Raw genomic sequence first — 24,086 nt, forward strand, 5'->3', positions numbered from 1 at the left:
CAAAATTGAGACTATATACGCATTATATAAAAGACAATAGAAGTTTGCCCCTTTTCTCTATACGAAAACGGTGTTTTAATCGATGGGATTTTTAGTTAATGCCTAAAATATAAAAAGCTCTAGTTGGTCTAGAGCTTTTTATATTTTTGAATTGTTAGGAAGCGTATTAAAACTCAATCACAGTTTTTCCTATACTTTTACCAGATTCTTGTAAGCGATGCGCTTCTTTAAGATTTTCTACTGTAAAACCTTGTAACGTGGTTGTTAGCGTTGGTTTAATGGTACCTGCATCTAATAAATCGGCCAACTGATTTAAAATCTGATGTTGTTTGTCCATATCCTCGGTAGTAAACATAGAACGTGTGTACATAAATTCCCAAGAAAAAGTGACACTTTTGTTTTTAAGGACATTTAAATTTAAAGGGGTATTACTTCCCGTTATAGAAACAATATGGCCCTGTGGTTTTATAAGTTCTGCTGCAAGATCCCAATAGCCTTCTAAATCGACAAAATCTAAAATATAATCCACCTCCGGGTGACCAATTTTTTCTAAGTCAGCTTTCAAATGATGATGATTCACCACAAAATCTGCTCCTAAATCTTTACACCATTGTATAGAATCTTCTCGCGATGCCGTCGCAATGACTGTTAAATTTCCTAATTTTTTAGCCAGTTGAATTGCTATAGACCCTACACCTCCCGCTCCGGCAAGAATTAAAACCGTTTTACCTTTATCGGTTTCGGGATTAATTTTTATTCTATCAAACAAGGTTTCGTAAGCGGTTAAACTTGTTAGAGGCATGGCTGCGGCCTCGGCATTGCTTAAGCTTTTAGGCTTTTTACCAACAATACGTTCGTCTATTAATTGGTATTCGGCATTACTTCCTGGTCTGGTAATATCGCCGGCATAGTACACTTGGTCACCCACTTTAAATTTAGAAGTGCTTTCACCTACCGCTTCTACTGTGCCCACGGCATCCCAACCAATAATTTTTGGAGTTTCAAGAGGTGCTTCTTTAGCGGCACTTTGACGCACTTTAAAATCGACAGGGTTAACAGAAATAGCTGCAATTTTTACTAACAAATCGTGTCCGGTTGGATTTGGTTTTATTGTTTCGAAAGCGATAAAACTTTCCGCTGCTGTAATGGGTAATGATTGTTTAAATCCGATAGCTTTCATATTGATAAATTTTTGAATTTTTAGTTATAAAATTGATTAAATAAGTTTGATGTTATTGAATTTTACTGATTAGAATTAAATAATACTTATCATTTCTCGGGCTTCAAATTCTTCTAAAGTACCTTCAGTTAATTTCATAAAATTAACCATATAATTACTTTTCATATGAAGTTGCCATAATTCTGGATTTCCCCATTTTTCGTATAACATGAAAATTTTAGGTTCAGAAATATCTTGATGTAAATAATAGGCAATACAACCTTGTTCTGTTTTTGCAAACGGTATTAACTTTAATAGTTCTGTTTTTACGAATTCTAGATGTTCTTCTTTTGTAACTATACGTGTAACGATTGTTAATTGATTAGAGGTCATAATTTTCCTTTTAATTCCTGTATTCAGTTTTGTTTTACAAAGATACCCTAGAATCCATACAATTATTGGTAACTAAAAAGGGTAATGTTGTACTTTTAAAGGTTAATACATCCTAAATACATAAAATTTCATTCGTTTTCATTAAATTTACATTGAAAATGATATAAAATGGAAGTTTTACACACCTACAAACCTTTTGAAATACAAGAATTAGAATTAACAAGCTGGGAACAGCGTCCTGTTAAAAATAATTTTTTCGAGTTGGTCCTTATTAAAGAAGGTGAAGGTACGCAGTGTATAAATTATAATGAGTATCCTTTTAAAAGCGGAAGTATTTTTTTATTACCGCCTTTAAAATGCCATTCGTATACGTTAATAAAGCCAACAAAATTTGTCTTTTTAAAGTTCACCGATGCTTTTTTTAAAACCACAAACCGCTTTGCAATAGATAGAAATGCATGGTTTAAGGAGGCAGCTTATATTCTATCTAATTACAATCAGTTACCCGGAGATATTATAAAGCATGAAACCGACAGGCAATATTTAAATAGTCTTATAGATATGATTCTTATGGAAACTAGAAATTATGGCGAAGAATCTATGTCGCTAATTACAAGTTTTCTAACGAGTATTATGGAGATTTTAATTCGGAATATTAAAAAAAGTGCGTTTTCGAATGTTTCTAACAACCATCAAGACGAAAGAATTTCCGCTATGCTTAGATATATTAATGAACATTTAGATACTCCAGAACGATTAAAAGTAGATCATTTGGCCGATGTCTTTTTAATGTCTCCCACCTATGTGAGCGAGTTTTTTAAAAAGCAAGTGAATATGCCTTTACGGGAATATATAATTAAAGCGAAATTAAAATTGGTAGAAATTCGCTTATTAAATTCCGATTTTACTCTAACAGAAATTGCAGACGATCTCGGATTTACCGACGTGAGTCATCTCTCTAAAACCTTTAAACGGTATGTCGGGATGTCTATGAAAGCATTTAAATCTAAGGGCGAATATATCCTTTTAAAACGTCCTGCTTAATTAAATAAAAAGCACAATATCTATTGCAATATTGTGCTTTTATAGGTGTAGAAACTCTATAGAAAATGCTTATTCAGCAGTTTCAAGAATACGTTTCGATTTTCTGTAAATGTAATTCGGATAAATGTTACGTTTTGCAAAACGATTCACTTTATCGCTATTTATCATTTTAATATAGATAGGTTTTGTAACCCCGAAGTATTCGTAGATTGCCCCATCCTGAAAGGTAATTTCTAAAACTAAATTTTTCCACTGAAAATCGGCCACACCAGAATTAATAGTTTCTGCATACACCTCTTTATTGGCTTCTTTAGTTTCTGGAGCAATACTTACAAGAAAATGGTAACCATCTGTAATTTTACGGGTTTTAGCTTCAGCTTCTTCCACTAACGGATCTCCTGCCTGAAATTTATCTGGATGCCATTCTTTAGCAAGATTGCGATACTGTTTTTTTAAAGTCTTTAAATCGGCATCTTTATCAACTTCAAAAAGTTTTCTGTATTCCGTTATGCGTTTCATAATAATTATTTTTTTGAAGCGGCAAAAGTACGTCTTAATATTCGAGTTTACATCATCTTTTTAAAATAAAAAAAGTACTAAAAATCAATACGTTAGATTAATATTATTTTGTGATTAAATTTTGTGATTAGTTTACGGGGATTATATTGGGTTTAAGGTTTATCGAGCGGAGTCGAGATACAGTTGAAAAGGCTTTCGACTCCGCTCAAGCACCCTAATATTATGAATACTTATACTATTTGTGTGATACTGAAACGAGTTCAGTATGACGTACACTTCATCTAAATATCACTCTGAATTTAGTTCAGCGCCTTATTATCTTTATAAACATTTATAAATCTAACCTACAATATATAAATCCGTACTTTTTTCTTTTTAAGTCGGGAATTATTTAAACGATCAGCCAATTCATTTGCCATGGTTTTAGGTACGGCGACAAAAGCGCAATCTTGTTTTAATTCTATAATACCTAATTGGTCTTTTGTTAATCCGCCTTGTTTTAAAAACAGTCCGGCAATATCCCCTTTCGAGATTTTATCTTTTCGCCCACCAGAAATAAATAAGGTATCCCAAAACGGAGCTTTAAAAGCTGCTTTTTTAGAAATATCAATCGGATTGTCTTGGTCTATAAACTCTGGTAATTCTTCCTGGCTTCCTTTTAATACATAAGCGGTTCCTTTGGCGTTTACACGAGCCGTTCGGCCGTTTCTATGCGTGAATTCTTCTTTAGCATGTGGTAATTCGTAATGGATAATAAAGTTTAATTCCGGGATATCTATTCCTCTCGCCGCTAAATCGGTCGCTAATAGAACTTGACTACTTCCATTTCTAAACGTAATTAAAGCGCGCTCTCTATCTTTTTGTTCCATCCCGCCAGAAAAACAAGCATGGCTAATGTTTTTATGACGAAGAATGTCGCTAACACTTTCAATACTGTCACGAAAATTACAAAAAACAATACCTTGTTTTGGGCCAATATGATGCAATAAATCAACAAGGGTATTTGCTTTGTCTAACGAAGGAGAAATTACCGTTTTAATGGCTAACTTCGATTTTACAGCAACATCTAAATAATTTAGAATAAGTGGCTGATGTAACTTTACAAAATGAGGAATGTTTACTCCTTGGGTGGACGAGGTTAATACGCGCTTTTCTAAATTGGGTAACTGATTTAAAATACCACGCATTTCTTCTTCGAAACCTTGCTCTAAAGACTTGTCGAATTCATCTAGAATTAAAAATTTAATGGCATCTCTGGTAAATCTATTATTGCTAAAATGATCTAAAATTCGTCCCGGAGTCCCTATTAAAATTGCCGGTACATGTTTAATTTCAATTTTATCTTTAGACATCGGGCGACCGCCATACACTGCGTTTACTTTAAAACCAGTACCCATTTCGCGAAGTACTTGTTCTATTTGAATTGCTAATTCCCGGGTTGGTACAACAATTAAGGCCTGAACATCCTGAACTTCTGGTTCTAATAGTTTTAACATAGGCAATAAAAAAGCCAAAGTTTTTCCTGTACCTGTTGGCGAAAGAATAACAGTATTCGGTGTATGTTCTATGGCCAAAAGCGCTTCTTCCTGCATAGGATTTAAGGCTTGGATATTTAGTTTATTTAAAATATCCTGCTGTTCTTTTAATAGGTTCGCCATGGCAACTATTTATTTTTTTTCTTTTTATAGGGTTCAGATTTTGAACTAACGGCAGTATTCTGAAGTAGGTATTGTGCCAAAATTTTATCGATCAATTCGTCTTTGGTTAAATGATGAAAGGTGGTATGTATTTTATTTCTGAAACTTTCGGACACCTCACGATTAGGTTTCGTTTTAAATATTTTATTCGCCCAAATCAAGGCATTATTTTCTGCTATACTTTCGGCATTGGCTTTCTTTAACTCCGAAAACCTAATGTCTAATTCAGCTTCAAAATCGGCTATATCTGGAACTTCTTCTTCTTGGAGAATCGTTATAGACATACCCTTTGCTCCTGCCCTTGCAGTTCGTCCGCTTCGGTGCACATAAGCTTCATAGGTATCTGGCAAATGATAATTTATAACATAAGCTACCTCTTTCACATCTATACCACGAGCAGCTAAATCTGTTGCCACCAAAATATCGATATAGCCTTCACGAAACTGTCCCATAATACGGTCGCGAATCCCTTGTGTTAAACTTCCATGAATGGCACCCGACGAAAATTTATTTATAGCTAAGTTTTTGGCTAATTTATTAACGGCCGCTTTAGTTTTACAAAAGATAATACCGCGTTGCCCTTCCTTAGATTTTAAAATATGAAGTAAAATCTCTAGTTTTTCAATAGGTTCTACAACAATATATTGATGGTCGATGCCTTGATGCCCTTTGGTTTCCATATGGGCTTCTACCTGAACCACATGTTTAGACATGTAATTCTGAATAAGTTGCTTAATCGCTCCAGGCATAGTCGCTGTAAACAATAAGGTGCGTCGCGATTTTGGAAGTATTTTGATAATTTCGTCTAAATCTACTTTAAGGGCACTTACCATTTCATCGGCTTCATCTAAAACTAGAGTCGACACGTTTTGAATGTCTATAGCCTGACGTTTTACCAAATCGACCAATCTACCCGGTGTTGCAATAACTAGGTGTGTTGGCGATTTTAAGCGTTCGATTTGAGGTTTTATAGGAATACCTCCGCAAACAGAAGCTATAGAAATTTCGGAACTATGTGATGCAAAGGCCGTTAAATTGGCAAATATTTGCTGACCTAATTCACGTGTGGGCGCTAAAATTAGAGTTTGAATAGACGTATTTTCAACATCAATATGTTGTAATAAAGGCAATCCAAAAGCCGCCGTTTTACCAGATCCTGTTTGAGCCAAAGCCACCACATCTTTAGTATCCTTTAAAATTAAAGGAATGGTTTTAGTTTGAATATCTGTAGGAACAGTAAGTTTTAAATCGGCTAAACTTTGAAGCAAGTCTTCGTTTAACCCTAATTCTGAAAAGGAATGCGACATGGTGTATTTTTTTGCAAAGATAAACACACTTTTCTCGGGAATGGTCGCAATTCTAATATAATCGGTTATTTAAGTAGAATTGTATGCTATAAAAGTCCATAGTTAAATATTTTAGACAGTAGCTAAGTTTATTCCAATTTCAAGACCTTATTCAGCGATTCGTATTTCGAAACCGTAATAAGCATAGTATTCTAATTTTCTTGAGCTTTTAAATTTCGTTTAAAACGAGAAAAGATCACCATTTTTTTCTTCGAATTGATAAAGTAAACCCCGGTTAATAAAATACCAGCAGCTATCATAGATTGTAAAGTTATTTGTTCGTCCAACACATACCACCCCAACAACAATGCGATAACCGGATTTACATAAGCAGAGGTAGATACCTTTTCTGTAGATACTTCTTTCAATAAATAATTAAAGGCTGTAAAGGCCACAATACTACCAAAAATTATTAGTAAAACCATGGCAATTTGTGCGTTATGGCTCCATAGTAACGGACTAGTCCATGGTTCTCCAAAGGCTAAACTTCCAATCGCTAAAATGGTTCCTGCCGATATCATTTGATAGCCAGTACTCACAAAAAAATGCGAAGGCAAATTCGCTTTCGATACAAATATACTAGCCGAACTCCAACATAAAACACAGCTAAACAACATGCCAATGCCTATAATACTTTCTGGGGTTAATTGTAAGGTGTCCTGGCTTATTAATAAATACATCCCGAACATGCCCAACCCTACGCCAATCAAGGATTTGGTTTTAATGGTGTTTCCGTGAAAAATACGCATTAAAAAAATAACAAATAAGGGTTGCGTGGCAGCTATTAATGCGGCAAATCCGCTATCTACATATTTTAAAGCCCACACGAAAACGCCATTTCCATAAACTAAAAATAAAAATCCGGCAATAATACAGTTTATTAGTTGCGGTCTTGAAACGCGAAGGGGAAGCTTCAATAGTTTAGAAATAATCATAATTAATACGCCTGCAGTTAAAAAACGTATGGCCGCTAATAAAAATGGAGGAACTTCTGTAACTACAATTTTATTCATTAAATAGGTAGATCCCCAAATAACATATATGGCGAAAAACGAAAGAATAATTAGTAAGCCTTTTTTAGGTTTTCCCATATTTGGTCGTGTTGTGGTTAAAAAATAATTGGCCGGTAATATTATGAAATTAAAACAAGCTAGAGTCCTTAATCATATTAAAAAAATCATATTAATAAATTATTTGGTACATTATAATTTCAACAAAAATAATGGGCTAATAATTGTGTAAATTTATAACAAATACTAAAGTTTATGAATAGTACCGAACATGCTTTAAAAGAACGGATAAAAGAATTAACCTGTTTATACGAGGTATCGTCTATCCTTACCCATGCCAATTATGAGCAGATAGACGATACCTTTCAAGCCATTTGTTATAGTTTAAAGAAAGCATTTCAGTATCCTAAACACACGCAAATTACAATTGAACATAAAGGAGTTTATGTTGAAACCGATAAAACAACAATACAATCGCCCAGCATTATCGCGCCTATAAAACTATTTAATATAGAAAATGGCTTTATAAAAGCGTGTTATACTTCGGAAAATTTAAAGGAACATTCTTTTTTAAACGAAGAGCAATTATTACTTAATAACGTTGCTTTAAAATTAGGCACATTACTAGAACGTATAGAAATTATTAAAAATGAAGCTGCTTTAAAACGTAAAATGGAGCGCAATGATCGTCTTAACATTTTGGGTGAAATTACTGCAGGAATCGCGCACGAACTTAATACTCCTCTTGCTAATATTTTAGGTTTTGCCGAATTACTACAAGCCAAACTTACAACAAAAGAAGAATTAGAAGACCTTGATAAAATTTTAAACAGTGCCATTTATTCTCGCGAGGTGGTTAAAAAGCTCATGTTTTTTGCTTGTGAAATGCCACATCAAATGAGTACGGTTAATATTGTTCCGCTATTAAAAAATGCGGTAGCGTTATTAGAGCCTAGTTTTAGAAAACATGACGTAAAACACCTCGTAAAAATTAATAATGAAACTATAAAATTAAAGGCAGATACCATTCAGCTGACTCAGATTATTTTTAACCTTATTATAAATGCCATATATTTTTCTAAACCAAACGATTTAGTTACTATTGAAATTTCGGAAAAACAAGACATCGTGTGTTTAAAAATATCTGATGAAGGCGATGGTGTTACAGAAGAGCTTGCAGATAAAATTTTTCAACCATTTTTCACCACAAAACCAGTTGGCGAAGGTTCTGGCTTAGGTTTAAGTGTCGTTCATGGCATAGTAACAAGTCATAAGGGTACGATTTCTGTTGAAAAAAACCATCCTAAAGGAGCCGTATTTATTGTTAAACTACCAAAAGATTAAGCATGTCTGTACTAAAAGAAAATATTTTACTTGTAGATGATGATATTCATATTTTAGAATTATTACAGCGCCATTTACAAGCCTTAAACTACCATACGTTTAAAGCCATTTCTGTTCGCGAAGCTGTAAGCATTTTAAAAGATACCAAAATAGATGCGCTTATTACCGATTTAAAAATGCCCGAAATTGACGGTTTTGAACTCTTAAAATTCACGTCAGAGCACTACCCTAATATGCCTAAATTGGTAATAACAGGCTTCCCTTCTATTCAAGATTCTTTGGCGGTTATTAAATCTGGTGTAGTAGAATATCTCACAAAACCTTTCACTAAAAATGAATTGATTGAAGCGTTAGATAAAACACTTAAAAATAATAAAACTCAATCGAAGATTAAAAATACTACAACCTTTACGGATTCAAAATACGGTGAAATTACAGGAAATTCTGAAGGCATTCGGCGTGTTATTGAGCGAATAGAACGCGTTAAAAATAATAAAGCAACGGTTTTTATTTCAGGAGAAAGTGGTACAGGAAAAGAACTTGTTGCACGATCTATTCATTATCAGGGGCAGTTTGCTAGAGGACCATTTATAGCTGTAAATTGTGGCGGAATTCCAGAAAATCTGTTAGAAGCGGAATTGTTTGGATACGTAAAAGGAGCATTTACCGGTGCCGATAGTAATCGAAATGGCTTTTTCCAAGCCGCACAAGGCGGAACTATATTTTTAGACGAAATTGGTAATGCCTCCTTAGCTGTGCAATCCCGACTGCTTCGCGTACTTCAAGAAAAAGAAGTTGTAAAAATAGGGTCCCAAAAAGCCGAAACCGTCGATTTAAGAATTATTACGGCCACCAACAGTAACCTAAAAGATATGATTGCAAATAAAACTTTTAGGGAAGATTTATATTACCGGTTAACCGTTGTTGAGATAGATGTGCCTCCACTTCGAAATAGAAAAGAAGATATACCGCTATTAGTCGATAAATTTTTGCTTAAATATGGTGTAGAATACAAAGATCGGTTTGCAAAACTAGATCCCGAAGTCCTTCCCATTTTATTGCGGTATAACTGGCCAGGGAATATAAGAGAATTAGAAAATATTATTCAGCGTGCTGTAATCCTTAGCGACAATCTAGTTACGGTTTCAGCACTTCCTGAATCCTTGAAATATACTATCGATTTTCCTCAAGACAGTTTAATGCCTTTAAAAGATATGGAAAAGCAATATATTTTAAAAGTACTTCGGGCCTGTGATAATAACAAAACAAAGGCTTCAGAAATTCTTCAAATTAATAGAAAAACCTTACGCGAAAAACTTAAAGACTAAACACTTCAATGTCGGGCATAAAGTACCCAGATGGGTAAATTTGTACCACTTCAAAAAATAACAAAAAAATTTATTTCAGTAATAATCCCTTTAAAATTAAGTGTTTTAAAGGGAATATTGGTTTTGGCAAAGACTATAAAATGCCTTGGTATAACACTTGCCTATTACATAATGTAAATAAAAATATAGGTTATGAAATCACCCGGTTTTAATATTTGTCCAGAGTGTTTGCATGCAAATACTTGTGCGCTAACCACACAAAAAAGTAAGGTATGGTCCTGTAGTGAGTTTGAAAACATCCACCTTTTTCAGTTAGCAAATAAGCAACGTCAATTAGGAATCAAATAAATTTTGGTCTACAAATAATACTATTTTAAACAGTGTAATATGATCACAAAAGATATTCAATTACCAGTAAAGAAAAACGAAAAAGGCATGGTTGCCAATGTGCTAGAACAGTTTAATAAAGCTGCAGATCACATAAATTTAAATCCGAATATTCGAAGAATTTTAAATGTTACTAATAATGAAATCATTATTCATTTTCCTGTAAAAATGGACAATGGCGATGTTGAAATTTTTACCGGATATCGTGTACAACACAATAATGCTTTAGGCCCTTATAAAGGAGGTTTACGCTATCATGAAACGGTAGATATAGATGCCGCAAAAGCTTTAGCCATGTGGATGACCTGGAAAACATCGTTGGCCGGACTGCCTTATGGTGGTGCTAAAGGTGGTATACAAATCAATCCAAAATTATATTCTCAATCAGAATTAGAACGTATCACACGACGATTCACCTACGCTTTAGGCGATAATATCGGACCAGAGCACGATATTCCTGCGCCCGATGTTAACACCAATGCACAAACCATGGCATGGATTGCAGATACTTATATGTCTACAAAAGGTCCTTCGGAACGGTCGACTTACCAACATGTTGTTACTGGAAAACCTGTAGGTTCTGGAGGTATTGAAGGTCGTGATCGCTCTACAGGATATGGAGTGTTTTTAACCATAAAATTATGGGCCGAAAAACGAAACGTAAATTTAAAAGGTAAAACATTTATCGTTCAAGGTTTCGGAAATGTTGGCTATTGGGCATCACATTTTATGGAACAAGAAGGTGCCATTTTGGTTGGAGTACAAGATGCATTTTCTAGTATTTATAAATCGGAAGGAATAGAAGTAAAACAATTACAAGCATATGTAACAAACAATGAAGGCAGTATAAAAAACTTCGCAAACTCTGAAGCTATAGAAAAAGAGGAGTTCTTTGCACTCGCATGTGATATTATTATTCCTGCTGCTTTAGGAAATCAGATTACCGAACACAATGCAGCTTCTATTAAAGCAAATTTAATTGCTGAAGGCGCTAATGGTCCTACCAACGTAGAAGGTGAAGCTATTTTATTAGCAAATGGTATAGAAATTATACCAGATATTCTGTGTAATTCAGGAGGCGTTATTGGTAGTTACTTTGAGTGGTTGCAAAATAGAAACGGAGAATTATGGCACATGGATGAAGTGATTTTAAAACTTGAAAAAGTATTAAAAGAATCCTTTAATAAGGTTTACGATTATAGTATTTCGGAAGGCGTAGACATGCGTACAGCTGCGTTTAGCATTGCCATTCAGCGTATAGAAAAAGCATATATACAACGTGGAATTTTTCCATAAATAAATGATAAGAAATGAAATACGGACAGCTTATACTAGAAAAAAAAGAGTTTGTGTATTTAAAGCGCATCTTAAATCTTTCGGGATATTCTAAGGATATAGAAACTAAAAAGTCATTGCAAAAACTGACTCAAGAATTACATGATGCAGAAATTGTAGATCACGAACGGATGCCAGAGGATGTGGTTCGTTTTAATAGCCATGTGACTGTTGCTCAAGATGAATGGCAAAAAACGATTCAAGTGGTTGTTCCACAGCATAAGAACTTTAAAGAAAATAAAATATCAATTTTAACGCCTATGGGTTCTGCACTTATCGGCTATGCTTTAGGCGACAGTATAATTTGGGAATTCCCTAATGGGACAAAAGAATTAAGAATTGTAAATGTAGAACAGGAACATAATTATAGCGGTTTAGATATTGTAATATAAGAAGCATATGAAACTATTTAATTTAGATATAGAGATGGATTATTCGCACCACAAAGGCTCTGGTGAGATACATTGTTGGATTAATCATTTACAACAAATCGATATCGAATTAAAACAGATTTATGCTAAACAAAACTTGGCAGAGCATGCCTTAATTAGGAATGCTCTGCATTTAAAAATAAAGCATAATCTTTCTATTTTAAACTCCTTGAAAGACTATAAAAGTTTTAGAGATTATTGGTCGGTTTGCAACAGTTCTCAAATAGAAATGGCTTTTTTACAACAGCACAACACCTATAAATATCAATATTTAGCACATATAAAAACGTGTCAATCGCTTAAATCTAAATTAACCAATTAATTTCTAAACCATGTTACAATCTAACTCAATACTAAACCAAATGCATTTTAAAACAGATGAAAATAGACGTTTGTTTATTAAAAAAGATATCGTAGAAACTGCACAATGGACAGACTATCTAGAATTTATGAATACCGAACTAAATGCTTTTAGTAGTATTAATAGACAACTTGTAAAGAGTGAAAAAATTCAACATGCTATACAAGATTTTAGAAGAAAAAATATGCTAAACATGGCAGATTTATGTCGTTACGATCAAGTGCTAAGGCAAGAGTTAGATTATGGAAAAACAGAATATGATACCCAACGTGCTAAACTTCACGAAAAAAAGCGAGACGAATATTTAATTTTAGTAAGAGAGTTTAGGGCACTAAAAACAGAAGTATATAATCAATTAACCAAATTCACCAGAACTTAAATCTTTACAACCGACTACTTTTTAGGGTTGTTAAGCGCTAATTCTTTAGTCTTTTTGTCTTTATAAATAATGTTAGCAATTAAAGATACAATGATTAGTAAAATACCAAATAAAGACCAAAACGGATAAAATTCGCCAAAGATCGTTACCCCTAGAATTAGAGTAAATATAACTTCAACATACTTAATAGGAGCAACTTGATTGGTTTGTGCATTTTGAAAAGCTTTAGTCATTAACAACTGCCCGAAATATCCAAAAACACCTAAACTAGCTAGAAATACCCATTGTAATCCGACAGGTGTTACCCATGAATTTATGGACGCTAAACCTCCTACTAAAGCAGATATTACCATAAAATAATTTACTACAACAACAGGATGTTCAGATTTACCCATTTTACTGATAATAATATAAACCAAACCACTAAATAAGGCTGAAATAAGAATTATTATTAAGCCGTAGGTGTCTAAATTAGAGTCGAATCCTTTTAATATTACGACTCCTAAAAATGCTAAAATAAAGAATACCCATTGTAGTGGAAAAATCTTTTCTTTTAATATTAATATCGCAAAAATGGCAGCGAAAATCGGAGCTAAATATCTTAAGGATACGGCAGTACCTATAGGTAAATATTTAGTAGACATAAAAAATAATGCCATAGAGGTTAGTCCAACTACACCTCTTAAAATAAGTAGTTTCTGATTATTCCCTATAATAGAAATTTTGTTTTTCAGTAAAAAAGGAAAGGTAAAAAATAGCGATCCTAACGATCTAAAAAATACAATTTGAAACGCACCAATATTATCTAAATACTTTACTGCTCCATTCATACAAGCAAAGGCTAGTGTACTTAGAAGCATTAATTTAATAGCTTGTTTTAATTGCATACGCTAATGTATTTTAATTATAATTGGTTGCTTTCAGAAATTTTGAAGCCGCAAAAGTATACATTTATACGTATTTATTAGTTTAATCTGAAAGGATTTATATCTGAAATTTTAAAATTAAGGTTACTCCCACCAGCGTTCTGAAGGTTGTGTGGTTGCATTTACTAAAATAGGCTCTCCTATTTTGGGTATAACCATATTTAAATGTTCAAGTTTAGCGACTTTCTCTAAGCGTTCCACAGGTTCGTTCCAACCATGCATTGCCAATTTAAAAGCGCCCCAATGAATGGGCATCATGCGTTTGGCTTTAACATCTAGAGCGGCTTGTGCAGTTTCTTCTGGATACATGTGTATTTCATGCCATAACGTATTGTATTGCCCACACTCCATCATAGCAAAGTCAAACGGACCAAATTTTTCTCCAATGTCTTTAAAATGTGGACCATAACCACTATCTCCACTAAAGAAAATAGTTTCGGTATCTGACTTAATAACCCAAGAACTCCACAATGTTTTTCCTTTATCGGTTAGACCTCGACCAGAAAAATGTTGTGCTGGTGTGCATACAAATTGTAAGTCGGAAAACATACGGTGTTCCCACCAGTCTAATTCTATAATTTTTTCGGCCTTTACACCCCAAGATTCTAAATGCGCACCCACACCTAATGGAGTATAAAACCGGTTTACTTTGCCTTTAAGTTTTATAATGCTACCATAATCTAAATGATCGTAGTGGTCGTGTGAAATTAATACAGCATCAATAGTTGGAAGACTATCAATATCTATAGGTAAATGGTCACTAAAACGTTTTGTACCCAAGAATTCTATGGGAGAAGGAACATCGCCAAACATGGGATCAATCAATATATTTTTCGATTGAATTTGAAGTAAAAATGTTGAATGTCCGAACCAAAATAATCGCGTTTCCCCTGAATAATTTTCTAAATCTGATTTTGAAATAGATTCAGTTAAAATAGGTTTATTGGGGACAGCCCCTTTTGGAGGGTTAAAATAACCAAGCAAACTTTTTCCATAATCTTTTAAACCTATTTTCATATCTACATTCCCGAGGTTTATAAATCGTCCCTCCTTATAATGTTTGGTTAATGCAAATTTTTTCTCGTTTTCGGCAGGTTGTTTACCTCCAAACTCCGGACTTGTATTTACGAATATTATGGTTCCTAAAACCAATGTTAATAGGACTAGCCCAAATATAATTGCCATTCTTTTAAGTATTACTTTAAACATTTTATTTTATCGAATATTTATTCGTTTATAATTCTAAAAAAAATTAGTTTTTTATTGCATCCCAAACTAAATCAAACATAATTTCTGTATCTGTTTTATTTAATTGTAGCGTTTTCGCGTCAATTAACTTCACCGTCTCTGTCATAAAGGATTCTAATAAGGCCGATAATATGACATTATCGATAGGTTTAATTAATCCTTCAGCCTTACCTTCATTTAATAAATCTAGTGCTAAAGCCGTTTTTAATTCACGAACATCTTTCGGAATCATTTCAAAGTACGGAGATTGCTTTACCTGATGAATAAAGCTCATTTCCTTACGGTTGTTTATCCAAAAATTAATAAAGAACAACCAAAGTGCCTTAAATTTCAATTTAAAAGGTAATTCATTATGTAACTCTTTTTGACTTGTAGTAGTCATAGATTTTAGTAAATCTGTAGCTATAGAAGTAATTAAATCGTCTTTACTTTTATAATACACATACAAGGTAGAAGGCGAAATATCAACTTTTTTAGCAATTTGTGCCATTTTAACTCCAGCAAAACCTTTACTGTAAACTATAGCTATAGTTTCATTAATAATGGCTTGTCTTTTTAATTCGTCCTTTGGTTTCACACTACAAAGATAGTTATTTAATCGAATAAATATTCGTTTATGAGAAAAATAAAAACTCGAGATAATAGTCCCGAGTTTTTTTATAATATTATACCATTTTAAAGTCTAAAAGCAACTCACCTTCTATAGAAGCTTGTAAATGATCGCCTTTATGAATTTGACCCGTACCATAAGCTGGTGTTCCTGTAAAAATTAAATCGCCTGGATTTAAAGTCATATACTTAGAAACAAAAGCTATAATTTCTGCAAAATTATAAATAATTAAACCCGTGTTTCCTTCTTGAACAGTATCTCCGTTTATTTTTAAATCGAAATTAATATTGGTTACATCTGGGAAATTTGAAATTGCTTTAACTGCCGAAATTGGGGCCGCACCGTCGAACCCTTTAGCAAGTTCCCATGGTCCTTTACCTTCTCTTACATCGTTTAAAACATCTTTAGCTGTATAGTCTATTGCTACTGCAATTCCAGAAATGTATGAAGTAGCATCTTGTTCTGAAATATTTTTACCCGATTTTCCAATTTCTACAACCAATTCTACTTCGTAAACTAAATTATCTGTGAAAGCTGGAAATTCAACATCTTTATTATCTTTTACTAAACTCGAGTCTGGCTTAGAGAATATAAGTTGTTTTCCGTTCTTTGTAACTGTTTTTAATTCTTCTGCATTAAGAACATAATTCTTACCTATTGCAAGTATTTTCATGGGTTATGTGTGTTTAAATATTTGTTATTTAATTTGTATCTGTTGGTTTTTATGAAAATTTTATAAAACACCTATTTAGATATTTTATACTTTTGATTGTGTTTTAGACATAATCTATAAATAAATGTTTAAAATCGTTTCCAAATGTTCAATGTAAATAAACTGTTGTTAGTGAAAAGGTTATTAAAATTCTATTTAAAATTGAGTTATCAAAGATAATTAAATTTAAGAGCTTTCATGACGTCGAACATTTCATATTTAACATATTATTAGGAAAAATTGAAATATTTTGTAAATTGTAATTAATAAAAAACTTTAAATATTAACTAAAATGAATTTAATTAAAAAACATCTTGTGGTAGCCTGTGTTGTTCTCGCAGGAACATCCACTCTATTCGCACAAGATACAGCGAGAGAATTAAAAAGCTTAGTGGATATGCGTGCTAGTTCACTAGACGGGGAAATGAGAGATCATGGGTACTCTTTACATGACACTAATAAAAGTGGATATGATAGTTACCAAAATTGGTGGAATAGCAGTCTTAACAAATGTGTTACCACTCGCGTAAGTGATGGTCGTGTTAAGTCAATAGTAAATACCTTACCTGCAGATTGTGGTAAAAATAGCAACAGCAATAGTCATCATAACAATCATAACAATAGCCATAATAATTCATCATATAACCGTAATGCGCAATATAGCGATTTAAACGGTTGGGTTTCTACTTCTGCGTATTCAGAATTAGAATCTAGAGGATTTCGTCAAGTAAAAGAGCATCAAGATAGTGGGAAAACCTATCGCTTATGGAAAAACAACAGATCTAAACAGTGTGTAAAAACGACTAGTATTAATAAGAGAATTAGTTCGATTGTAGACTCAAATAATTGTGATGAATCTTCTTCATCTCATAACAGTTATAAAGATTCAGAATACAAAGATTTAAAAGGTTGGCCAGCAACGTCGGCTTACTCTGAATTAGAATCTAGAGGTTTCCGTCAGACCAAAGAACATCAAGACAATGGTAAAACGTATAGAATTTGGTCTAAACATAGTAGCCATCAATGTGTTAAAACGTTAAGTGAAAATAAAAGAATTACAGAAATCTATGCAACAGACAAATGCGACTAGAAGGCCTTAGTATTTTTTTATATTAATTTAATTATATGAAAACTCAGGGTTATTATTTTAATCCTGAGTTTTTTATTTGGAGTAATCTTTAGGTTCAATTTAATGAATTTGACTCCGTTTTCTTAATATTTTTAACAAAAGTCAATTTTGTTAAAATTTTAATTTATTAATTATCAGTCAATTATTTTATGTGATTAAAGATAATATGTTAATTTTAACATGGTATATCTAATTATTTATGACCTTTGATATAATTAACTTAAACAGTATTATTTATAACACTGAAGTATCGTTATTATTTAAATCTTAAAAATTATGAAAAAAAACAGTAAACATCTATTAATCGCTGCATCCCTTTTTATAGGGTCTTTGGGTGCAGTTGCACAAACACCTAGCGATTTAAAAGATTTGGTTGATATGAGAGCAAGCTCTCTAGACGGAGAAATGAGTGACCGTGGTTATACTTTTGAAAATTCTAGTAAAAGCGGATCCGATATTTACCAAAATTGGTGGAATAGCAACAAAAGTAAATGTGTTTCTACACGAGTAAGCGATGGACGTGTACAATCTATTATTGGTACGATGGCTTACGATTGCGGTAAATCTACTTCTTCTTCTCATAGTAAAGGTAGTAAGGATTCAAACAGTTCATACCACCATGGTGGAGATATTAACAATATAGTAGGAATGAATGTAAGTAATATCACTTCAGAAATGAGTCACCGTGGTTATACGTTACATAATTCAGACCAAAGCGGAAATACGTATTACCAAAACTGGTGGAATAATAACGAAAAGAAATGTATTTCTATGCGTATTGAAAACCGTGAAGTAAAATCTGTAATGAGTACTATGCCTATAGATTGTGGAAGTAATGATACAAGCCACAACAACAATTATAGTAACTACGAATCTAACAAACAGCATTACACAGGAAAAATAGAATATAAAGATTTACATGGTTGGAAATCGACTTCTGCGTATTCTGAATTAGAATCTAGAGGATTTCACCAAACTAAAGAACACCAAGCTGATGGTAAAACGTACAGACTGTGGAAAGACAATGATACAAATCAATGTATTAAAACAGTTAGTATCAACAAAAAAATCGATCAAATTTTTGCTTCAGATAGATGCTACTAAGATTTTGAGTTAATTATAAAAAAATCCCGATTCTAATAGAGTCGGGATTTTTTATTGCAGTTATTTTTTCGAAGAGGTCTCTCCTATTTATTAAAAACTTTTTGCATTTAAGATTAATAAAGGCACACTAGAATGGTTACTAATAGATTTACTATACGACTGATTGAGGATACGTTTTAAAAAATCTTTTTCTTTAGTTACTACACACAACATATCTACTTTTCTACTTTGAACAAAAGCACGAACTCCAGATGAAACCCCAATATCGGTTAAGGTAAAGTAATCGCTTTTATAATCTTTTAAGATGGTATTTAATTTTTCGTGTTTAGCTTTCTGGCTTTTAGTTAATTCTTTAACCCGGTCCATGATATGAAGCACAGAAATGAAAGAATCGCTAACTTTGGCTATTTCAAGTAATGGTGCTAGTCCTTTTTTACTAAACGAAAGATTGTAATCTGTAGAAAAGGCTATTTCGTTAATCGCCTTGTACGTTACATTTTTAGGAATTGCAACAATAGGACATTTTACTAAACCTATTAAGCCCGCTGTATTACTACCAACAGTAATTTCCTTTAAACCATCGGCACCTTCGGTTCCCATAATTATGACATCTATTTTCTGATCTTCAACAATTTTCTTTACTGCAGAAGGGAATAAATCATATACCGATAACTTTACAAATTCATGATTTGGGTTTTCAAAATTAGAATGGATTTGGTCAAAAACCTCTTTTAATCCATCCTTGCTATTTTCAACTTGTGCTTTATATATAGATTCTCTAGCCATTCCAGATGTTATTCCAGTATATGGTCCAGATGTTGGTTGACAATAGGAATGAAGTACATAAAATTTACAAGATTCATCTTTAAACATTTTTAAAGCGTATTCAATAGCATTCCAAGCGTTTTCCGAAAAATCCGTTGGCAAAAGTATATTTCTCATGTCATTTAATTTATTTAACTAAATTACTAACAAAAACTCACTAATACAATGATTTTTATCAGCTAAGATTTAAAATTTAAGAAAATTGAATTGCAAAGTTTAAATCTGTTTTATTTTAAACTTTTTTTAATATGATATGTAATTCAAGCAACGTACATTTACTATAATTTTAAGCATTACCCTATAACATGATACATAATATTTTAATTGTTGAAGATGAATATAACGTAGCAACATTTATAAAAAAAGGATTAGAGGAAGTGGGTTATAATTCGTTTATAGCTTACGATGGACAAACCGCAATCGATCTTTTAATTCAGAAAGATATAGATTTAATCTTGTTAGATGTTATCTTACCAGGGATGAGTGGTTACGAAATTGCCGAAAAAGTTAAAAGTTTAGGGTTCGAAACAGTGCCTATAATTTTCTTATCTGCCCTTGGAAGCACAGAAAATATTATAAAAGGACTTGATATAGGTGCAGACGATTATTTGTCTAAACCATTTAAATTTAAAGAGCTCTTAGCTAGAATTAGAGCTGTTGCTCGTCGAAAAAATAAAGCGGTTCCCGATACCTCTCTTTTAAAAATTGCCGATTTAGTATTAAATAACGACACCAAAATAGTTAAACGAAATAATACAGAAATTAAATTAACGTCTACAGAATATAGACTGTTAGAATATTTACTTAAAAATAAGAATAAGGTATTATCTAGGGTAGATATTTTAGAACATGTTTGGGATATTAACTTTAATATGGGTACCAATGTTGTAGACGTTTATGTAAATTATTTAAGAAACAAAATAGACAAATCGTATTCGCCTAAACTAATTCAAACCGTAGTTGGAATGGGATATATTTTAAAAAATCCCGATAATGAAAATTAAAAACAAAATAACATTAATTTTTGTATTACTTGTTGCTACCATGCAACTTGTAATATTCTCTGTTATCTATGTTTTTGCTTGTGATTATAGAAACGATGAGTTTTTTGGAAAATTAAAAAAACGTACACTCATTGCCGAACAGTCTAATTTTGAAAAAGATGGTTTAAGTTCTGAAATTTATGAAGAATTACGCCGAAAACATCTTCAAACCTTACCAAACGAGCAAGAGTACATTTTTAGATCGAATGCCCAATTAAGTAAGATAATTGCAGAAATTAAAGTAAATCTTACTAAAGAGTTTCATTCGGAATTACTTCGGAATAGTTATGCAGAAATTAAAGTAGGAAAAGCCTTTGTGTCTGGTATACAATATAAAGACCAAGATTCATCTTACTTGGTTATACTTACAGCAAATGATGATGATGGTATAAATGAACTTTCCAACCTTAGAAATTTACTCATCTTTATTTTTCTTTTATGCATTTTAGTGTTGTTACTTTTAGGGCGCTTTTTTGCAAAAAGAACTTTAGAGCCATTATCTAAAATTATAGAAAAAGTAAATAATATTCGTGTTACCAATTTACATGAACGTTTATATACTACTAATAATAAAGACGAATTGAGCCAATTAGCAAGTACCTTTAATGGTATGTTGGACCGTTTAGAAACGTCTTTCGAAATACAAAGTAATTTTATTAACAACGCCTCTCACGAATTAAAAAACCCGTTAACAGCCATACTTGGTCAAACAGAAATTGCCTTACTAAAAGACCGTTCTACTAAGGAGTATACCAAGGTTTTACGAGGTGTAGAAACCGAAGCCTTGCGATTGGATGCTTTAATTAATAGTTTACTAAAATTCGCTCAAACCGAAAGTGATGAAAAAGGTTTGCTCATTACCCCTATTCGTCTAGATGAATTAATTTTAGAAGTGAAGGGAAATATCGATTTAATAAATCCGGATAATCAAATAGAAATTGATTTTTCAGATTTCCCAGAAGATCCAGATTATTTAATTATCGAAGGTAATTACGGATTAATCAATATTGCCTTAAACAATGTGTTAGATAATGCTTCTAAATTTTCCGACAATAAAAAGGTAATTGTAAAAATTATTGCAACAAATCAAGTAATTAAAATAGTTGTTACAGATCAAGGTGTTGGTATTCCACCAGACGAAATAAAAAATATTTATCAGCCTTTTTATAGAGCTGCAAATGTAAGAAATGTTAAAGGGTATGGTTTTGGATTACCTTTAACTTATAAAATTATGAAATTACATAGTGGTACCATAGAAGTGTTTTCTGAACCCAACAAAGGCACTATTGTAACCTTAATTTTTCCTAATAGACTTCAAAAACTTTCCGTTTCTAGATAAGAAAAGATTTAAAATTTTCTTAAACCCTTTAGTGCAAAACACTTAAAATACTGTTATACAAGACATTAAGAGTGTATTTAATTCTAATCTCATTCTAATGTCTTTCTTATATCTCTCTAATACCGCCATGGTATGTTTGCTACAAGAAAAATTAGAATTTATGAAAACAGTATTAATACCGACTGACTTTAGCGAGAAATCATTACAGCTCATAAAGAACGCTGTACTTCATTTTCCTAATGAGTCTTTTAAACTGGTAATAGCTTCTGGATATGAAATGTCTTTAAACAATTATAATCCTATAAGTTATTCCAGACCCAAATTAATTCGAGAATTAGCAGACAAGTCTTTTTATAACACGTTATCTAATGTCATACAAGACCATAAAAATAAAATAGAAAACGTAAAAATTGAATTATATACTGGAAATACCAATGAAGCATTTAAAGATTTTATAAAGAATAATGCTGTAGATGATGCTATTATTCCTGAAAATCAATTGACACAATTTCCTAATAAAAGATGTTTCGATATTTCAAATTTAATTGAAAAATTTTCTCCAGATGCATCACGCGTAGCGTATCAAGAAGAGGCCGTTGACCGAAAAGCAGGTCGATTTTCTCTATACAATTTAAAACAACAATTCAGTTTAAAATAATTATAACCAACACTCATTCATAAACTTTAAAATTAAAATAAACCATGAAAAAATTAAGTACAGAATATTTAAAATCCGATTTAAAGGCAGGTTTAGTTGTCTTTTTAGTAGCGCTTCCTCTGTGTTTAGGAATTGCACTTGCCAGTGGAGCTCCACTATTTTCAGGAATTATCGCTGGTATTATTGGAGGTATTGTTATTGGATTCTTTAGTGGATCTAATTTAAGTGTATCTGGTCCTGCTGCCGGACTTACCGCAATTGTGTTAACTGCAATAGCAACTTTAGGTTCGTTTCAAGCCTTTTTATTAGCAGGTTTAATTGCTGGTGTTTTTCAATTAATTTTAGGGTTTTTAAAAGCAGGTATCATTTCAAACTACCTGCCTTCTAATGTTATTGAAGGTATGTTAGCAGCCATTGGTATCATTATTATTTTAACACAAATTCCTCATGCTGTTGGATATGATGTTATAAATGAAGGTGATTTCTTTCATTATAATAGTGAAGGAAAAAACGATATGTTTGCTACAGTAATTGAGAGTATTAATTATATGCACTTAGGAGCTATAATTGTTGTATTAGCATCTTTAGCCGTAATTATAGCTTTCAATAAAGTTCCAGCTTTAAAGAAAATTAAATCTATACCAAGCTCTTTAGTAGCAGTAATATTGGGTGTAGCCATTAACGAAACATTTATTGCTACAGGATCGTCTTTAGCAATTACACCTGCACACTTAGTGAGCTTACCAGTTCCAGAATCTTTTGAAGCTTTTAAAACACAGTTTAGTTTACCAGATTTCTCTCAAATTGGAAATGTAAATGTTTGGATAGTTGCTCTAACTATTGCTGCTGTAGCAAGTATAGAAACTCTATTATGTATTGAGGCAGCAGATAAATTAGACCCTTTAAAAAGATATTCTAATACCAACACAGAATTAAAAGCACAAGGTATTGGTAACATTGTTAGTAGTTTAATTGGAGGTTTACCAATGACGTCTGTAATTGTACGTTCTTCTGCAAACGTAAACTCTGGTGGACGAACTAAATTATCTGCCATCTTCCACGGTATATTCTTACTTATTGCAGTATTAGCTATTCCAACCATCTTAAATAAAATACCTCTAGCTACTTTAGCCGCTGTATTAATTGCTGTTGGATATAAATTAGCTAGCCCGAAAGTATTTATTCACATGTGGAATAACAGTAAAAAATTCCAGTTTATACCTTTCGTTGTAACTGTAATTGCAGTTGTAGCTACCGATTTACTTAAAGGTGTTGGAATAGGTATGGCAGTGAGTGTATTTTTCATCTTAAGAGGTAACTTAAAACTTGCTTATTTCTTTAAAAGAGAAAATCACACAACAGGAAAAAAGATCGAAATGGAGCTTGCACAAGAGGTTTCTTTCTTAAATAAAGCCGCAATTAAGCAAACGTTTGCACACTTACCTGCTAATAGCAGCATCATTGTAAACGCCTCAAACACAGTATATATAGACCACGATGTTTTGCAGCTAATTAAAGACTTTGTCAATTATGGTTGTAAAGAAAAAAATATTGACGTATCTTTGGTAGGATTTCGAAAAGAGTATAAAATCGAAAATTCTATTAACCATGTAAGGACAATTTTATCCGATAATGAAGATAAAGTTGCATTACACGAAATTGAAGAAGGCTATAAAATTCCTTCGAATGTTTTAAAGGTGAAAGAATTGCCTAAAGCAGGATAATGTCATAAAACTAATTATAAAAAAAGTCTATAGTC

24 protein-coding genes are annotated in these 24,086 nt (G+C 32.4%); 13 read left to right on the forward strand and 11 right to left on the reverse strand.

Annotated elements, in window-relative coordinates:
- Nucleotides 1-166: 166 nt before the first annotated feature.
- Both A9D35_RS01970 and A9D35_RS01975 read right to left on the reverse strand, forming a co-directional pair.
- A complete protein-coding gene (locus A9D35_RS01970; protein ID WP_066218282.1) occupies nucleotides 167-1,180 on the reverse strand; it encodes a zinc-binding alcohol dehydrogenase family protein in 1,014 nt (337 codons plus the stop codon).
- A gap of 75 nt (nucleotides 1,181-1,255) precedes the next feature.
- The gene (locus A9D35_RS01975; RefSeq protein ID WP_066218285.1) at nucleotides 1,256-1,552 is read right to left on the reverse strand and encodes a putative quinol monooxygenase; all 297 of its coding nucleotides are present in this window, start codon (nucleotides 1,550-1,552) and stop codon (nucleotides 1,256-1,258) included.
- Between the two features lie 168 nt (nucleotides 1,553-1,720).
- Between A9D35_RS01975 and A9D35_RS01980 the strand changes: the two genes are divergently transcribed.
- Nucleotides 1,721-2,596: an AraC family transcriptional regulator gene (locus A9D35_RS01980; RefSeq protein WP_066218288.1), complete on the forward strand. Its 876-nt coding sequence runs from the start codon at nucleotides 1,721-1,723 to the stop codon at nucleotides 2,594-2,596.
- A 69-nt stretch (nucleotides 2,597-2,665) separates the two neighbouring features.
- On the opposite strand, the gene A9D35_RS01985 is transcribed toward A9D35_RS01980, so the two are convergent.
- From A9D35_RS01985 to A9D35_RS02000, 4 genes are all read right to left on the reverse strand, one after another.
- Complete coding sequence (locus A9D35_RS01985) at nucleotides 2,666-3,115, reverse strand: KTSC domain-containing protein (RefSeq protein ID WP_066218291.1); 450 nt, start codon at nucleotides 3,113-3,115, stop codon at nucleotides 2,666-2,668.
- Nucleotides 3,116-3,459: 344 nt separating this feature from the next.
- Entirely contained in the window at nucleotides 3,460-4,773 is a 1,314-nt protein-coding gene (locus A9D35_RS01990; protein WP_066218295.1) for a DEAD/DEAH box helicase, read from the reverse strand.
- A 5-nt stretch (nucleotides 4,774-4,778) separates the two neighbouring features.
- A complete protein-coding gene (locus A9D35_RS01995; protein WP_066218298.1) occupies nucleotides 4,779-6,119 on the reverse strand; it encodes a DEAD/DEAH box helicase in 1,341 nt (446 codons plus the stop codon).
- A 191-nt stretch (nucleotides 6,120-6,310) separates the two neighbouring features.
- Nucleotides 6,311-7,249: an EamA family transporter gene (locus A9D35_RS02000; protein ID WP_066218301.1), complete on the reverse strand. Its 939-nt coding sequence runs from the start codon at nucleotides 7,247-7,249 to the stop codon at nucleotides 6,311-6,313.
- A 174-nt stretch (nucleotides 7,250-7,423) separates the two neighbouring features.
- On the opposite strand from A9D35_RS02000, the gene A9D35_RS02005 reads away from it, so the two are divergent.
- From A9D35_RS02005 to A9D35_RS02030, 6 genes are all read left to right on the forward strand, one after another.
- Nucleotides 7,424-8,512 (forward strand): sensor histidine kinase, encoded by a 1,089-nt coding sequence (locus A9D35_RS02005; protein WP_066218304.1) that lies wholly within the window; start codon nucleotides 7,424-7,426, stop codon nucleotides 8,510-8,512.
- 2 nt (nucleotides 8,513-8,514) lie between these two features.
- The gene (locus tag A9D35_RS02010) at nucleotides 8,515-9,840 is read left to right on the forward strand and encodes a sigma-54-dependent transcriptional regulator (protein ID WP_066218307.1); all 1,326 of its coding nucleotides are present in this window, start codon (nucleotides 8,515-8,517) and stop codon (nucleotides 9,838-9,840) included.
- A gap of 387 nt (nucleotides 9,841-10,227) precedes the next feature.
- Nucleotides 10,228-11,523: a Glu/Leu/Phe/Val family dehydrogenase gene (locus tag A9D35_RS02015; protein WP_066218310.1), complete on the forward strand. Its 1,296-nt coding sequence runs from the start codon at nucleotides 10,228-10,230 to the stop codon at nucleotides 11,521-11,523.
- Between the two features lie 14 nt (nucleotides 11,524-11,537).
- Nucleotides 11,538-11,954, forward strand: coding sequence for a GreA/GreB family elongation factor (locus A9D35_RS02020; RefSeq protein WP_066218313.1), 417 nt, complete (start codon nucleotides 11,538-11,540; stop codon nucleotides 11,952-11,954).
- Nucleotides 11,955-11,961: 7 nt separating this feature from the next.
- Complete coding sequence (locus A9D35_RS02025) at nucleotides 11,962-12,315, forward strand: hypothetical protein (protein ID WP_066218316.1); 354 nt, start codon at nucleotides 11,962-11,964, stop codon at nucleotides 12,313-12,315.
- 40 nt (nucleotides 12,316-12,355) lie between these two features.
- Nucleotides 12,356-12,733, forward strand: a complete 378-nt coding sequence (locus A9D35_RS02030) for a hypothetical protein (RefSeq protein ID WP_141675456.1) — start codon at nucleotides 12,356-12,358, stop codon at nucleotides 12,731-12,733.
- Between the two features lie 14 nt (nucleotides 12,734-12,747).
- Here the strand turns inward: A9D35_RS02030 and A9D35_RS02035 are convergent, their stop codons facing one another.
- From A9D35_RS02035 to A9D35_RS02050, 4 genes are all read right to left on the reverse strand, one after another.
- Nucleotides 12,748-13,620, reverse strand: a complete 873-nt coding sequence (locus tag A9D35_RS02035; protein WP_066218322.1) for a DMT family transporter — start codon at nucleotides 13,618-13,620, stop codon at nucleotides 12,748-12,750.
- 123 nt (nucleotides 13,621-13,743) lie between these two features.
- Nucleotides 13,744-14,844, reverse strand: coding sequence for an MBL fold metallo-hydrolase (locus A9D35_RS02040; RefSeq protein ID WP_066218324.1), 1,101 nt, complete (start codon nucleotides 14,842-14,844; stop codon nucleotides 13,744-13,746).
- A gap of 67 nt (nucleotides 14,845-14,911) precedes the next feature.
- The gene (locus A9D35_RS02045) at nucleotides 14,912-15,484 is read right to left on the reverse strand and encodes a TetR/AcrR family transcriptional regulator (RefSeq protein WP_066218328.1); all 573 of its coding nucleotides are present in this window, start codon (nucleotides 15,482-15,484) and stop codon (nucleotides 14,912-14,914) included.
- Between the two features lie 88 nt (nucleotides 15,485-15,572).
- Complete coding sequence (locus A9D35_RS02050; protein ID WP_066218331.1) at nucleotides 15,573-16,190, reverse strand: fumarylacetoacetate hydrolase family protein; 618 nt, start codon at nucleotides 16,188-16,190, stop codon at nucleotides 15,573-15,575.
- A gap of 331 nt (nucleotides 16,191-16,521) precedes the next feature.
- Between A9D35_RS02050 and A9D35_RS02055 the strand changes: the two genes are divergently transcribed.
- Together A9D35_RS02055 and A9D35_RS02060 are read left to right on the forward strand one after the other, a co-directional pair.
- Nucleotides 16,522-17,319 carry a hypothetical protein gene (locus tag A9D35_RS02055; protein WP_066218334.1) on the forward strand — a complete coding sequence of 266 codons (798 nt, stop codon included), beginning with the start codon at nucleotides 16,522-16,524 and terminating at the stop codon, nucleotides 17,317-17,319.
- 315 nt (nucleotides 17,320-17,634) lie between these two features.
- The gene (locus A9D35_RS02060) at nucleotides 17,635-18,462 is read left to right on the forward strand and encodes a hypothetical protein (RefSeq protein WP_066218337.1); all 828 of its coding nucleotides are present in this window, start codon (nucleotides 17,635-17,637) and stop codon (nucleotides 18,460-18,462) included.
- A 90-nt stretch (nucleotides 18,463-18,552) separates the two neighbouring features.
- Here A9D35_RS02060 and A9D35_RS02065 read toward each other — a convergent pair whose 3' ends face one another.
- Complete coding sequence (locus A9D35_RS02065; RefSeq protein ID WP_066218339.1) at nucleotides 18,553-19,404, reverse strand: universal stress protein; 852 nt, start codon at nucleotides 19,402-19,404, stop codon at nucleotides 18,553-18,555.
- A gap of 188 nt (nucleotides 19,405-19,592) precedes the next feature.
- On the opposite strand from A9D35_RS02065, the gene A9D35_RS02070 reads away from it, so the two are divergent.
- The 4 genes from A9D35_RS02070 to A9D35_RS02085 all read left to right on the forward strand — a co-directional run bounded on the left by A9D35_RS02070 (nucleotide 19,593) and on the right by A9D35_RS02085 (nucleotide 24,051).
- On the forward strand, nucleotides 19,593-20,291 hold the full coding sequence (locus A9D35_RS02070) for a response regulator transcription factor (RefSeq protein WP_066218342.1): 699 nt from the start codon (nucleotides 19,593-19,595) through the stop codon (nucleotides 20,289-20,291).
- Entirely contained in the window at nucleotides 20,281-21,669 is a 1,389-nt protein-coding gene (locus A9D35_RS02075) for a sensor histidine kinase (RefSeq protein ID WP_066218344.1), read from the forward strand. Before A9D35_RS02070 ends, A9D35_RS02075 begins: the two co-directional genes overlap by 11 nt.
- 160 nt (nucleotides 21,670-21,829) lie before the next feature.
- Nucleotides 21,830-22,327 (forward strand): adenine nucleotide alpha hydrolase family protein, encoded by a 498-nt coding sequence (locus A9D35_RS02080; protein ID WP_066218346.1) that lies wholly within the window; start codon nucleotides 21,830-21,832, stop codon nucleotides 22,325-22,327.
- Nucleotides 22,328-22,371: 44 nt separating this feature from the next.
- Nucleotides 22,372-24,051 carry a SulP family inorganic anion transporter gene (locus A9D35_RS02085; RefSeq protein ID WP_066218348.1) on the forward strand — a complete coding sequence of 560 codons (1,680 nt, stop codon included), beginning with the start codon at nucleotides 22,372-22,374 and terminating at the stop codon, nucleotides 24,049-24,051.
- The last annotated feature ends 35 nt before the right edge of the window (nucleotides 24,052-24,086 follow it).

Source organism: Formosa haliotis (assembly GCF_001685485.1).
Classification (GTDB): Bacteria; Bacteroidota; Bacteroidia; order Flavobacteriales; family Flavobacteriaceae; genus Formosa; species Formosa haliotis.